General features: G+C 33.8%; 14 protein-coding genes. 5 read left to right on the top strand and 9 right to left on the bottom strand.

Annotated features, from left to right (window positions below):
* Nucleotide 1 precedes the first annotated feature (1 nt).
* Both ABJD27_RS15640 and ABJD27_RS15635 read right to left on the bottom strand, forming a co-directional pair.
* Nucleotides 2-232, bottom strand: coding sequence for a hypothetical protein (locus ABJD27_RS15640; protein ID WP_348165705.1), 231 nt, complete (start codon nucleotides 230-232; stop codon nucleotides 2-4).
* 28 nt (nucleotides 233-260) lie between these two features.
* Nucleotides 261-1649: an MATE family efflux transporter gene (locus tag ABJD27_RS15635; RefSeq protein ID WP_348165702.1), complete on the bottom strand. Its 1389-nt coding sequence runs from the start codon at nucleotides 1647-1649 to the stop codon at nucleotides 261-263.
* 145 nt (nucleotides 1650-1794) lie between these two features.
* Here ABJD27_RS15635 and ABJD27_RS15630 point away from each other — a divergent pair, with 145 nt between their 5' ends.
* From ABJD27_RS15630 to ABJD27_RS15620, 3 genes are all read left to right on the top strand, one after another.
* Nucleotides 1795-2286, top strand: coding sequence for a hypothetical protein (locus ABJD27_RS15630; protein WP_348165699.1), 492 nt, complete (start codon nucleotides 1795-1797; stop codon nucleotides 2284-2286).
* Nucleotides 2283-2663: a hypothetical protein gene (locus ABJD27_RS15625; protein ID WP_348165696.1), complete on the top strand. Its 381-nt coding sequence runs from the start codon at nucleotides 2283-2285 to the stop codon at nucleotides 2661-2663. The genes ABJD27_RS15630 and ABJD27_RS15625 overlap by 4 nt, the downstream gene beginning before the upstream one ends.
* Nucleotides 2664-2858: 195 nt before the next feature.
* A complete protein-coding gene (locus tag ABJD27_RS15620; protein ID WP_348165693.1) occupies nucleotides 2859-3461 on the top strand; it encodes a hypothetical protein in 603 nt (200 codons plus the stop codon).
* Between the two features lie 68 nt (nucleotides 3462-3529).
* Here ABJD27_RS15620 and ABJD27_RS15615 read toward each other — a convergent pair whose 3' ends face one another.
* Both ABJD27_RS15615 and ABJD27_RS15610 read right to left on the bottom strand, forming a co-directional pair.
* Nucleotides 3530-4942, bottom strand: a complete 1413-nt coding sequence (locus ABJD27_RS15615) for a M20/M25/M40 family metallo-hydrolase (RefSeq protein WP_348165690.1) — start codon at nucleotides 4940-4942, stop codon at nucleotides 3530-3532.
* A gap of 10 nt (nucleotides 4943-4952) precedes the next feature.
* Nucleotides 4953-5825 (bottom strand): PPK2 family polyphosphate kinase, encoded by an 873-nt coding sequence (locus ABJD27_RS15610; protein WP_348165687.1) that lies wholly within the window; start codon nucleotides 5823-5825, stop codon nucleotides 4953-4955.
* A gap of 128 nt (nucleotides 5826-5953) precedes the next feature.
* On the opposite strand from ABJD27_RS15610, the gene ABJD27_RS15605 reads away from it, so the two are divergent.
* On the top strand, nucleotides 5954-6898 hold the full coding sequence (locus ABJD27_RS15605; protein WP_348165684.1) for a T9SS type A sorting domain-containing protein: 945 nt from the start codon (nucleotides 5954-5956) through the stop codon (nucleotides 6896-6898).
* Between the two features lie 188 nt (nucleotides 6899-7086).
* Entirely contained in the window at nucleotides 7087-7590 is a 504-nt protein-coding gene (locus ABJD27_RS15600) for a hypothetical protein (RefSeq protein ID WP_348165681.1), read from the top strand.
* 181 nt (nucleotides 7591-7771) lie between these two features.
* Here the strand turns inward: ABJD27_RS15600 and ABJD27_RS15595 are convergent, their stop codons facing one another.
* The 5 genes from ABJD27_RS15595 to ABJD27_RS15575 form a co-directional block, all read right to left on the bottom strand.
* Nucleotides 7772-8935: a sigma-54 dependent transcriptional regulator gene (locus ABJD27_RS15595; RefSeq protein ID WP_348165678.1), complete on the bottom strand. Its 1164-nt coding sequence runs from the start codon at nucleotides 8933-8935 to the stop codon at nucleotides 7772-7774.
* 34 nt (nucleotides 8936-8969) lie between these two features.
* Nucleotides 8970-9866: a mechanosensitive ion channel domain-containing protein gene (locus ABJD27_RS15590; RefSeq protein WP_348165675.1), complete on the bottom strand. Its 897-nt coding sequence runs from the start codon at nucleotides 9864-9866 to the stop codon at nucleotides 8970-8972.
* Between the two features lies 1 nt (nucleotide 9867).
* Nucleotides 9868-11166, bottom strand: coding sequence for an ABC transporter permease (locus tag ABJD27_RS15585; RefSeq protein WP_348165672.1), 1299 nt, complete (start codon nucleotides 11164-11166; stop codon nucleotides 9868-9870).
* Complete coding sequence (locus ABJD27_RS15580) at nucleotides 11163-12098, bottom strand: ATP-binding cassette domain-containing protein (protein WP_348165669.1); 936 nt, start codon at nucleotides 12096-12098, stop codon at nucleotides 11163-11165. The genes ABJD27_RS15585 and ABJD27_RS15580 overlap by 4 nt, the downstream gene beginning before the upstream one ends.
* 77 nt (nucleotides 12099-12175) lie before the next feature.
* Nucleotides 12176-14464: a carboxypeptidase-like regulatory domain-containing protein gene (locus ABJD27_RS15575; RefSeq protein WP_348165666.1), complete on the bottom strand. Its 2289-nt coding sequence runs from the start codon at nucleotides 14462-14464 to the stop codon at nucleotides 12176-12178.
* Nucleotides 14465-14481: the final 17 nt, after the last annotated feature.

The raw sequence follows: 14481 nt of genomic DNA, 5'->3' as shown, positions 1-14481 counted from the left end.
ATTATGCGTCTTCGTATTTTGCTATCTCAGCATCATAAAAAGCAGTTGCCTCTTTAATTGCATTTTCGGTTTCAGTAGCAAGCTCTCCTTCATCTTGTTTATCAAACTCCTCAAACCACTCTATTTCATCTTTTGTAAGATCTATAATAAATCTAGGGAACTCTGTATGTATTACAAAAATAGCATCAGAATGCTCAGAATTATCTCCTATAAGAAATTTTGGAATCGTCATTTTTTATATATTATTTTTATTATTAAAATCAATCTTTTTTATCATCTACTTCGATTGTTTTTAAGCTAGCTGGCGCTCCATGAATCAATTTTTTGCTAAGGTAATTAAATCTAAAATAGAGCATCACTGCAGATGCGGTTAATCCGGCTAGTAACCCTAACCATATACCTTGAGCACCCATTTGATCTTCTTTACCTAAATACCAACTTACAGGAAAGCCAATAACCCAGTAGGCTATAAAGCATATACCTGTAGGAATATTAACATCTTGTAATCCTCTTAATGCTCCTAATATCGTTACTTGAATCCCATCACTTAATTGAAATAGTGCTGCGACAACAAGTAATTGAGAGGCTATCAAGAGTACTTCCCCATTATCTATATATATCATAGGAAAAATATCTTTAAAAAGAATAAAGGCAACTGCAAATACCGCTTCAATTAAAAAGACGAGTACAAAAATTGAAATAGCAATACGTCGTAAATTAGGGAAGTCCTTTTTCCCTTTTTGATTCCCTACTCGTATAGTCGCTGTCACTCCAAAACCTACAGCAACCATAAAGGTCATAGAAATGAGGTTAAGTGCTATTTGATTTGCTGCTTGCGCGTTTGTTCCTAAAATTCCTGATAAGAAAATAGCAGCTGTAAAAATCCCTATCTCAAAAAGCATCTGTAATGCTGTAGGAAAGCCTAAACGAAATAGCTCTCGAAACTCTGACCACTTAATATGTGATAGGTTTGAAATCTGAAAATAAGGTTTGAATTTACGCTTTCGCGAAAGCATAAACATTAATAATCCCAACATAACAAAACGAGAGATCAAAGTACCCCATGCAGCACCTTCTACCTCAAGCCTCGGGAACACCCAAATACCATAGATTAAGAAATAATTAAAAATTACATTAATAACATTTGCTACCAATGTAGCATACATTGCATAACGTGTTTGAGACAAACCATCTGCAAACTGTTTAAATGCCTGAAATATCATTAAAGGAATCATAGAAAAAGCAACAATCTCTAGATATGGTATTGCAAGAGCTACAACCTCTTCTGGTTGATCAAGATAATATAGGATTGGCTTTGCTACTAATAATGCAAGAAATAATAAAATCCCATTTACAGTACACATAATTACCCCATGATGGAAATGTAATCGTCCTTTTTTAGTGTCGTTTGCTCCATCGGTCTCTGCAATTAATGGTGTAATCGCAAATGAAAAACCAATCCCTAATGCCAAGGCTATAAAGACTAAACTATTCCCTAAACTTACCGCAGCAAGTTGAGCAGCACCAAGACGTCCCACCATTAAGTTATCGACAAAAGCTACCAAGATATGACCTAGTTGCCCTAAAGCTATAGGAGCAGCTATGATGGTGTTTTGCCAAAATTCTTTGGAATATCTATTAAATTGCATTATTTTTTTACTCCTAATTATTTATTTTTTTAGCCTAAAAAGCTACCCGATTTTACCTCATCAAAAATAAGACTTGCAAGTGAACTTATAGACTCCCTTCTTACTAACTTATCATTATTTTTTTACGTTATATTTATAGGCAGTTATGCTTAGAGTTCAATTACATAAAAACACAGGAAAAAATGTTATTCTAAAATGTATTAGACAAGACAATAGTATTACTTGGTCTAAACTTCATCCAAATACAGAATATCATGATCTTGCGCATATGGTGATAGAAGAAGTACTTCTTTTTAAAAATTCCTTTTTTGGAATGATATCAAATGGTATCAACATATCAGATTTTGAATTACCAGAACATCAAAAACCCGAAGCATTAAAAGGAAACAATCTTCCTAAAGAATCTCTTGTCACAGAGCATTTAGTAAATTTATTGATGATAGAACACTTTAACGCTACATCTTACATTGATTTTCTAAATCAAGCGCAACATATTCTAACAGAAAATAAATTACCTTTTCCTACTGTACTTACTGAGGAAAAACTTGCGACGATACGTAAAGAATACAAACTATTAATTAACTCTTGGCATGCCATAGAAAATGGTAAACACCTAGAAAAAACATTTGAATTATGATTACAGATCCTAAAGAAATAGACCAAACATTACGTACTATTATAAAGGCACATCTAGGTCCATTACAACTCAGAAAAGATGACGAAAGCGGTTTAGAAGCGGCAGGTACAATTCCTACAATGCAAGGAAAACAAAAAGTAGATGGTATCTATTTTGCCAGTGTAATGCCAAAACCCAAAGATGCACGTCTTTACTTTTTTCCTATCTATACGGATGCTACTCATTTTGAAAATATAGCTCCCGAATTACGTAAATGCCTTAAAGGAAAAAGCTGTTTTCATATCAAAAAATTAGATAAAGGTTTACAAGAAGAAATAACCAAAATGATCGTTACTGGAATTAAAGTATATCAAGAAAAAGGGATATTAACTGCCTAACATACAGATTACAACGCATAAAAAAGTGCTTTTCCTTTAAAATAGTACGTAAAAACCATACTATCTTTAAATATTTTCTTGTAATTCTAATTTTCTTCATTAAAAAATGCAAAAATCATAGCTACTTTAGTGTAAAACAGTACTAAAGGAATGGGTTTTCTATATAAATCATTATTTTTGGGAAAAATTACGACTATGAAATTCAGATTAAATAGCCTATTTCTCTTCTTACTCTTTACCTCTTTTTTCTTAAATGCACAAGTGGGTGTAGGTACCATAGTTCCAAACGGAAAACTAACAATAGATGCTAGTGCAGATACGACTGCCGCATTAGAGTTAGTACCGCAAGCAACTCCAACGACAAACCTTGCCAACGGTCAACTTGCTGTAATAGGTGATAAATTATATATGTATGACCTTACTCGAACTGCATGGTTAAGCGTTGAGAGTACCGCTATTCAATTTGGACGTAATGGTGATACAGCTACAAACAATTTACTATACGGAGGTAATATGGCAAGCGCCACATCTGGTGCTTTGATGCCTTTAGACGGAACGATTGTAGCGATCACAGCTATAGCCGCCTCTGGAGATGATACAGACATTAACATTAGAGCTAGAGATGTTACTAACACAAATTCTGTAAATGAAACATTTACCTTAGCAAGTCTTCGTTACACAGATACTGCTGCAAATTTTGATTTTAGCGCTGGTGATTATATTACTGCAAGAGGAAGAGATGGAGCAACTACTGCTCAAGATGTCACTGTTATCGTTTGGGTGAAATGGAGACAATAAAGTTTTAATACAGACACAAAAAAAGGGAGCAAATTTGCTCCCTTTTTTTGTGTTCGATATCTATCAAATTATTCCTTAATAGGTACTGTAATTAATTTTCCAGGTTTCTGTATATAGTTATCCATCATGTAGATTAAACTAGTCATGGTAGCCGCTCCTAGTTCAAGTTCTCTTTTATTAACCGCATCAAAAGTATCATTTGCAGCATGATGATGATCAAAATAACGTTGAGAATCTGGTCTTAATCCAGCAAGTACAGTTCCATCTCCTTTAAGAGGTCCTATATCTGCTCCACTTCCTCCTCTTACAAAAGAGTGTATATAATAAGGCTCAAATAAAGGCTTCCAACTCAATATCTCATTAAAATTACGGTCATCACTATCAAAAGAAAATCCGCGAGGTGTAAAACCACCTGAATCACTTTCTAATGCAAATACGTGTTTCTCATTTTTATTTTCTGCAACCTCTGCATATTTACGTCCACCTCGCAAACCATTCTCTTCATTCATAAAAAGAACAACGCGTATACTATGTTTTGGTTTATAGTCGATTGCTTTCATAATACGCAGTACTTCCATACTTTGAACAACACCAGCACCATCATCATGTGAACCATCTCCTAGATCCCAAGAATCTAAATGTCCACCTACAACCATGTATCTATTTGGATATTCACTTCCAGTAATTTCCCCTATTACATTATAAGATTGTACATCTGGAAGATTTTTACAAGACATCGAAAAAGAAAACTTTGTCGCTGGATTTAATTTAAGTAATGTGCTTAGTAAATCGGCACCATTTGTACTTATTGCCGCTGCGGGGATACGTTGTGCTTGGGTTAAATTTCCATAGGACATAGACCCAGTATGTGGGTAATCATCCTGACTATGTGTTACCGATCGTACAATTACTCCAACAGCCCCGTAGGTAGCTGCTGCCTCTGCTCCACTATAACGTTGATCTACACATCCACCATATGCTTCAAAAGTATTTATCACATCCGATTGCATTGGTCTATTAAAAAACACGACTTTTCCTCCTATATTTGCTGCTCCCAGACGCTCTATTTCTTCTATACTATGCACTTCAATTACGGGTGCTTTAACGTTGCCGTTAGGTGTTGCTACAGAACCTCCTAAAGCACAAATAGGCACTTGCGTTGTTTCTCCTAACCCTGTTTCTATAAATGCATATTCAGGCAATCCACGAACCCATTTAGGTACCATAACTGGCTGTAACCACACCTTATCCAATCCTACACTATCTAATTGTTCTTTGGTCCATTCGACGGCTTTCTCTGCTCCTAAACTACCGCTTAATCGTGATCCTATTTGATTTGATAAATGACTAAGCCATTCATAGCTATTTCCGTCTTTTAAAGCGGTATCGTATATTTTTCTAATTTGTATGGAGTCTTTTTGCGCTTTCGCGAAAGCGGATACACCAAAAATCAAAATTAAAACTAGTAGTCTTTTTAACATTATTCTGAATTTATTCATTATTTAATTGAGACTTATATTCTTCTATGTTTGCTTTTGTCTTTGCATCCAATTCTGGTTCTTGAATATCTTCATAAGCACTTAATTGCTCTAATAAGATACTCGCTACTGCTAGTCTAGCAGCCGGTTTATTATCTGCTGGAATTACATACCAAGGGGCATGAGGTTTGGATGTACGATTAATAGCGTCTTCATAATAACGTTGATAGTCGTCCCATAGTTTACGTTCTTTCAAATCACCTGCAGAAAATTTCCAATTTTTTTCTTTTTTTTCTAAACGTCGTATTAATCTATTTTTTTGTTCTTCTTTAGAAAGATGCAAAAAGAACTTATAAATAAGAGTTCCGTTTTCTGATATATGCTTCTCAAAGTTATTAATCTGATTAAAACGCGTATCCCAAAAAGCCGCATCTATATCATCTATCGATGTGACATTTGGTAAATTTTCTCCTAAAATATATTCTGGATGTACTCTCGTGACAAGCACATTTTCATAATGAGTACGATTAAATACACCAAATTTTCCTCGTTGAGGTAATGCAATATAATGTCTCCATAAATAATCATGACCAAGCTCTAAAGATGTAGGTACTTTAAAACTATGTACTACGACCCCTCTTACATTAAAATCTTTAAAAACCTCACGTATTAAACTGTCTTTCCCAGAGGTATCCATTCCTTGTAAGCATATTAAAACACTGTACTTCCCATGAGCATATATAGTATCTTGAAGCTTTCCTAATTTTTTACGCACCTTACGTAAGGTACGCTCTAGTTCTTCTTCTGAAAGTTCAGATATTTTAGCTCCTTCTGTATCTTTAAGAGTTATTTTTTTATCAACTCGATAATCATTCGCTTTTTTCATATTGCCTAAAAATATCAACTTTATTTTAATTTTAATGCAATATAGTGTTGTTAAACCTTATGACATCTTAAAATTCTTAACGATTTATTCATATATTAGCTTAATTATAATCATAACAATATAACAACATGAAAAAAACTACTTTATTTTTACTTGCATTTATTGCTGGTATTACTCTTAATGCACAAGAAAGTATTTCGTCCGCAGGATTTGAAATTACTTCTAACATTAATGCGCCTTCAACTACTCAAAATGCTCAAGTAGCTTGTACTACAGAAATAGTTAGTACTAGTATTGATATGGGATTTGGTAACTTAAATGCTACTGAAGTAGCAGATAATTTTGTAATTCCAGATGGGGAGAGATTTGAGGTTTCAACTATTACTGTTTTTGTAATTGCAAATAATGGCGGTGCTGCAGATATATTTTCTGACGTGACTATACGTTTTTACGATAGCGCTGGAGAATTTCCTGGTGCTTTAATTACAGAAGATGTGATTGTTCCTGGAGGTTTTACAAATCTAGGAGCTGTAAATGGAGATCTTGATGCATATCAATTAGACTTAACACTTACTACCCCTGTAGAGTTATTAGGTGCAGATGGATCTGAAACAACATATTGGTTTAGTGTTTTTGGGCCAAACTTCACATCTGCTAGTAATTTCTTAGAAACTACTGATGAGACTGCAGATACTGTAGTTACTTCTTTTAAAGATGGAGCTGATCCAGCAGCAGCTTGGAGCAATATTAATAATGGAGCTTTCCTTCCTCCTGGAGTAGCATATTCTTTAGCTGGAGATTGTAACCCTCTTTCTACAGACGACAACGTTTTTGCAGATAACATCTCTCTTTTCCCTAACCCTACAAATGGAGACTTGAATATTAACTTTACAAGAAACTTTGGTGCTGCTACTGTTACTGTTATCAATATTAATGGTCAAGTAGTATTGACTTCTTCTATAGAAGCTATTGGTAACAATACAATCGCTACAAGCAAACTTGCAAATGGAGTATACTTTGCACAAATTACTGCAGAGAATTCAAATGCTACTGTTAAGTTTATTAAAAGTTAAAAATTACTTTTTTTCATAATAGTAATTTTATAAACAAAAAGTTCCGAGATATTCATCTCGGAACTTTTTGTTTATAATCGTAATCTTCCCCTAAATTAAAAAGATTTATAAGATTGCTAAAAAGTAATCATAGTTCTATTAATAAAGTACTCTTATATTTAGCACCTAGATTATTCAAAATCAATATTATGAAAAAATTATTATTAACATTATTATGTATAGGTACTATATTATCTTGTTCTAAAGAAGAAATAGATATAGATGACGCCAATAACTTCTCTAGTGATTTTAAAACATCAACAAGGATGATGAGTACTTGTTTTTTTGCATCTAATCCTACTTTAACTTCTAATCAATTCGGAAATGCTGCTATTTTAATGTGGGACTTAACAAATGTAATCTTTGATGAAGATATTATTTTCACAACTAATCAAATAGAGGTTAGAGTATATGATGTTGAGTTTTGCAAAGGAGTGATTAACGTCGATCCTACAATTACATTTCATGACATTCCTGATATTTTAAATAGTCCAACAGGCACCTTAACTTTATTTTTTGGTCAAGACTTCGATGAAAAATGTTTTGAATGGAGGATCAATACTATAGGAGGAATATCAACTGATACTAGCCCATTCCAATCTGTTGATACATGTAGTAATAACACACCGTTTTTCTTACATATGGTACAGTGATTCAAATAAAAGGCTCCGAAATATTATCTCGGAGCTTTTTATTTATACATCGATTCTTATTATAAATATTAATCAGATGAATCTTTTGAAATATCATCATTAGAATTTGAATTACTATGAGTTTACTCTAGGAAGAAAACCTAAGTATAACCAAACAGGTATATAAATTTATTTTATACAATTACTTGCTTGCAAATAGCTTCACATCTCCCTCAGAAACTTCTGTACCACTTAAAATAATGAGACGCTCTACGACATTACGCAATTCTCGAATATTTCCTGTCCAATCATAATCTTGTAATAACTTTATAGCTTTATCGGAAAATTTCTTTTCTGATGTACCCTGTTCTCCTGATATCTTTTTTGCAAAATGGTGTATTAATAATGGAATATCATCTCTACGATCATTAAGTGCTGGAACCTGAATAAGAATCACCGCAAGTCTGTGATATAGATCTTCTCTAAATCTTCCCTCTTCAATTTCTTTTTTAAGATTCTTATTTGTTGCTGCAACTACACGTACATTTACTTTAATATCTTTATCACTTCCTACACGTTGCACACGACTTTCTTGTAATGCTCGTAACACCTTTGCTTGTGCAGAAAGACTCATATCACCTATCTCATCTAAGAAGATTGTCCCTGAATTTGCAGCTTCAAATTTTCCTGCTCTATCCTTATTTGCCGATGTAAAAGCACCTTTTACATGACCAAATAATTCACTCTCTATTAACTCAGATGGAATTGCTGCGCAGTTTACTTCTATCAAAGGCCCATTAGATCGCTCACTCTTTTCATGTAACCAATGCGCTACTAGTTCTTTCCCTGTTCCATTTGGTCCCGTTATAAGTACACGCGCATCAGTAGCTGCTACTTTTTCAATCATTTCTTTAATCTGAGTAATCGCTGCACTATTACCTATCATCTCATATTTCTTACTCACTTTCTTTTTGAGTAATTTATTTTCGACAACAAGGTTTTTCTTATCTAAAGCGTTACGTACTGTATTTAAAAGTCTATTTAAATCTGGCGGTTTAGAAATATAATCAAAAGCACCTAGACGCATTGTATTAACCGCTGTATCTAGATCTCCATGTCCAGAAATCATAACCATTGGTGTTTCTGGTTTTAGTTTTTTTGCAGCTTCTAGCACTTCGACCCCATCCATTTTAGGCATTTTAATATCACAAAGTACTAGGTCATAATCAGTTTCTCTAATCTTATTTATGCCCTCCAATCCATCTTCGGCTTCTTCTACTTGGTAATCTTTACTTTCTTCAGAAAGAATTTTTGAAAGCACTCTGCGTATTGCAGCTTCGTCTTCTATTATTAATATTTTAGGCATATTACATTGTTTTATATAGCTACAGAATCAAATACTATTCCTTTTTGTTATACACATGTATATCTCTTTGTGGGAATGGTATAGAAATATTGTTTTCTCTAAATAGCGTGTCTATTTTATATCTTAAATCACTTTTTATATGTGGATCTGCAAAACTATTACTTGTAAAAAAATACAAACTAAATTGCAATGAAGATTCTCCAAAATCTTCAAACAGTACAAAAGGTTTAGGCCTCTTAAGTATTCCTTCTTGACCTTCTAAACTTTTAATAAGTAGTTCTGAGACAAATCGTGTATCACTCCCATAAGCAACTCCAACAGAAACACTCTCCCTTGTTGTTTTATGATTTTGCGTCCAGTTGTATACTTTTTCTGTAAGAAACTTGTGATTAGGGATTACAATAACTTTATCATCTCTTGTTAAAGCCCTTGTCGTTCTTAACTTTATATCAAACACACGACCTACTTTCCCATCATCAAACTCAATAATATCTCCTATATGTAATGTTTGATCTAGTATAATAAAAATCCCCGAAAGTACATCTTGAAAAAGCGTTTGCAGTGCAAAACCTAAACCTACAAATAATGCAGCAGATGCTGTCAAAAATACAGTGACATCTACACCAGAAGCGCTCAATACAGCAATAACAACAAGTATATATATCAGATATCTTAAAAACGCAAAAATGCTATTAAATTTATTGCGATCATCTTCTGGTAGTTTTTTAGATACAAGCTTTCGCGAAAGCCCAAGTAGACGCTTTACAATAATAAATGAAACAATTATAAGTAAAAAAGTTCCTATCGTAATGTGGATTTTTTCTTTTCCAGAGCCAAAGTGAAGTCCCCAATTAAGAAACTCCTTAATACTCCCCCAAACATCTTGAGTGATTACATCTTTTACTTTATCTACCGTATCTTCTTGAATCATATTAATATTTCAACCATTTAAAGAGTTCTTTATACGTAGGTTTTTTACCGTACATTAATATCCCTACACGATATATTTTTGATCCAAACCAAACTGTAAATACAAAAGAGGCTATTAACAACGATACTGACAAGGCAATTTGCCAGGTCGGTACTTCAAATGGGATACGCATCAACATGACAATAGGTGAAGTAAGAGGAATGATAGAGAACACTGTTGCTACAGTACCATGTGGATTATCTATCACCGCAAAAAAGCCTACATAAATAGCAAGCATTAATGGCATGATAATAGGTAACATAAATTGCTGCGTATCTGTCTCATTATCTACGGCAGCTCCAATAGCTGCATAAATAGAACTATACAGAAAATAACCTCCTATAAAATAGATAAGGAATCCAAATACAAGCTGTAACAATGGAAGCTTTTTTGCCTCTTCAATCACTTGGATAAGCATGTTTTGATCCTTGAGTATTTCTTGAACCTCCGTATTCGTCATATTTTCTGTCATACTAGGATCAATTCCTACTATAAGTTGTAATACCACAAGTAATATCCCACCTAACACTACCCAAATAGAAAATTGTGTAATTCCTGCCATCGTAGTACCTAGGATTTTCCCCATCATTAACTGGAAGGGTTTTACCGAAGAAATAATAACTTCTATAATACGATTGGTCTTCTCTTCTATGACACTACGCATTACCATATTTCCATAGATAATAATAAACATCATAAGTAAATAACCCGCTGCTCCTCCAAACCCTGCTTTCACCCAACTACTCACTTTTGATGATTTTTCTCCAGTATAGTTTTCTATAGCTAAGTCTATATTTGTATCTGCGTTTTCTATAACCTTAAGATCAATTCCATTATCAATTAAGGTTTGATTGGTCAATTTATTTTCTATCTTTTCTTCAATAGCATCTACAAGTCCAAAAGAAGGAGTTTCTTTTCCATAAAACCTTACCTGAGATACCATATCCTCTCTATTTTTAGGGATATGAATAAGCCCAAAATAACCAGATTCTTCTGAAACTTCTTTTGCAGTTTCTAGCCCTTGATCAGACAAGTTGATATATGTTGTTTGATCTGTATTCCCAAATTCTGATTCAAACAATCCTGAATCATCTACAAAAGCGATGACACGTTTTGTGTCACTATTTAATTGTGTGAGATAGGTAATTAATAAAATCATCCCTACAACGATAAGCGGACTCAAAAAAGTCATAATTAAGAATGACTTATTGCGAACCCTCGCTTTATATTCCCGCTTTATAATTAATGACAATACGCTCATAAACTCTTATTTACGGTTTGGATAAAAATATCATTTACACTAGGAATCACTTCTGTAAAATGAGTGACTTGTCCATAGGATTGTAATTCTTGTAATAATGCATTAGGGCTTCCGGCATCTCCTAATTTAATACGCAATTTTAATTCATCTCCCAATGATTTGAATGTTGCAGATGTGCTATCAAACTTTGTAGTTATTTCTGATTCTGCTTTCGCGAAAGCGGACTTCTCCATCTCCACCCCTACTTCAAATGTATTGTTTCTGTACTGACGTTTGATCGTATTAATCTCGCCGTCTAAAATTTTATTTGATTTATGAATAAGTGCAATATGATCACATAGTTCTTCTACAGATTCCATACGATGTGTTGAAAAAATCACGGTCGCGCCCTCTTCTCGTAACTGAAGAATCTCGTCTTTGATGAGGTTTGCATTAATAGGATCAAAACCACTAAAGGGTTCATCAAAAATAAGTAGTTTAGGATTGTGCATCACTGTTACTACAAATTGAATTTTTTGCGCTTGCCCTTTTGACAACTCTTCAATTTTCTTTCCCCACCAAGCGCCTATTTCTAACTTTTCAAACCAGTGTTTTGCTCTTTTTTGCGCCTCCGCTTTATCTAGACCTTTCAATTGTGCTAGATATAGCACCTGCTCTCCTACCTTCATCGACTTGTATAAGCCACGTTCTTCTGGCATATAGCCTATATCACGTATATGATGTTGTTGTAATGGAGCGCCATCTAAGGTTACACTTCCCGTATCGGGCATAGTAATCTGATTAATGATACGTATAAGCGTTGTTTTACCCGCACCATTAGGTCCTAGAAGTCCAAAAATACTTCCTTGAGGTACGTCGATAGATACTCCGTTAAGTGCAGTAAAATCTCCAAATTTCTTAGAAACCGTATCTGCAACAAGTAATGAATTCATAGTTAATCTTTAGCGGGCTAAAGATAGGAATAAGAAGGCAGAGCTTGTACCTACTTCACAGTTTTTTAGGACGTAGATTAATTACTGCAATTTCCGTCTATAATGTCTTGCATTGTGGGGTTGTAAGCGTTATTATTAATTACTAAATCCTCAACAACACCATTTATAATTAAATCTTCAATAGCACAAAAATCTGTGAGCATTTCATTATTATTAATCCATAAAGAATTAATTTCTGTAATATTTTCTAAACCAGCTAAGTCAGTTATCACTGGATTTATATCTATAGCCAAAATTTCATTTACTGTTTGCAGTCCTAATAATCCATCTAAAGAGGTAAAGAGATTGTCTAGCTGTAAAAAGACATTATCTGCTGTTGTAATATTATGCAAACCTTCTAAACTTGAACCTTGATATTGATTTATATTAATAGAACCTATACTATTTAAATTAGAAAGAAAAGACAAATCATTAAGCGCCTGTGGAGCTGAGTTAGAACATCCTGCTAACCTTAAAGATTCCAAATATTGTGGGATTATATTTGCTAATATAGAAGCATCTTCAATAAGTAAATTACATACAAGTGATAAACGTCCTCCTTCTTGGATTTGAGCATTCTCGAGACCACTATAACTTTCTAAATTTGTATTTCGCAATAAAAAAATATTTCCAACTGATGTTACATTTGACAATGCTTCAATTGAAGTTAATTCATAATTATCTTCGAATTGAATACTACCTGGCAAACTTGTTAAATTTTCAAGTCCATTAAGATTTGTTAATTGTGTAGCTCCTAATTGAAATATACCTCCTATTGTATTGAGATTGTTTAAGGTTTCAAGAGAAGTACCTCCAAAAATAATTAGATTCCCAGTTATTTCTGCATGTCCCAAAGCTCCAAAAGCATCAATTTCTGCCTGTGTTGCTAAAAAAACATCTCCTTCAAAAACCCCTCCTTGTTGTTCACAAGTACTCAATGTTCCAAAATTAGTTATTTCAGAAGTTATAGGTACAGGTAATAGTCCTGTATCTTCATTTTGGTTCTGATCTATGATTATCATACTATATGAAGTCTGAGCGCAATATGTAAACGTATAGTCCAATACACCATTTTCAATCGCAAAAGGGATCCCTGTAACTTGTCCAGAACCATCTACTAATAATCCAATACCATTCTCAAGAGGCATTCCGTCACAATTGGTAACTGCACCTATGAGTGTTGTTTGATCAACGGTTCCTGTGGGTACAGTTATCACTATTAAAGTATCTGCACTATACGGACCTAATTGTGCTTCATAAATTTGCTCATTGGCACAATCATCAACTCCAAACACTTTTATAGTTATACTTTCATTTGCTGGGAATAATCCACACTCACTTCCATCTTGATTTGTTAATCCTTCAAAAATAACCTGTCCTGTTTCATTACGAATGATTTGTATGGGAATTGCTGCAAGTTCTCCATTATTATCTTGCAAAACCACACAAGCTTCTATGTAATCTATAGGCAAATCACAATTCCACCAAGTAAAATGAGTGACCTCACCTACATATCTATTTCCAACTTTTACAGCCTCGCCTTGTTCTTTCCAGTACCCAACATTTTCGTCAAAAAACCAAAGAGGGATACTCTCTGGTGCTATTGCTATTTGTGTATTATCAACTGGGAATTCAATTGTCGCTGGTGAGTCTTCTGCAATATTAAGTAGATCTCCATTGGGTGAAAATAAATTTACAGCCACCATTCCATACGTTTCCAAACTTCGAGCTTCATTATTCAAATTCTGTGCAAACAACATGCCTGGCATTTGCTCAAAAGTTTCTCTTTGATTCGGTTTTAAATAATGCATAGACACCTCAACTTGACCTGTATACGGATTGTTATTCTCATCTACAAAATCTCCTGTAAAAGAAACACTACTTTCTCCCAAAATTGCTATGCTAGACTCTCCTGCTTGAACAGTAGCAACTATATTCTTCTCTAACAAAGTAACTTGGATATCATTTATTGTATTTATATCGGGAATGAGTGCTCTAGATCCCGAGATATAACCATCTTTACTTACTCTTAAAAAAGCAAAATGCTCAAAAGCGATAGCATCTTGAATAGTAAAAACACCATTATTGTCTGTTTCTGCTATAGTGTTTCCTATTCTAATTTGTGCTCCTAAAACCCCCTCGCCAGACTCATCTATAACACGACCTGCAAAATCTACAATAATAGGTTCTCCAAAATTTGCTGTTTGAAAACTTATATCATTCTGTTCATTTATAGGTTCGGGTATGATATTTTCAAAATCATCTTTATCACAAGAAAATAGAGAAAAGATACATAAGGCACTTAAAAAAAGAATACAATTTTTCATAAAAGGAATGTCATTAG

The sequence above is a fragment of the Dokdonia sp. genome (assembly GCF_039945015.1).
GTDB lineage: Bacteria > Bacteroidota > Bacteroidia > Flavobacteriales > Flavobacteriaceae > Dokdonia.
The sequence above is the reverse complement of the archived record's forward strand: the minus strand, read 5'-3'. Positions and strand labels throughout refer to the sequence as shown.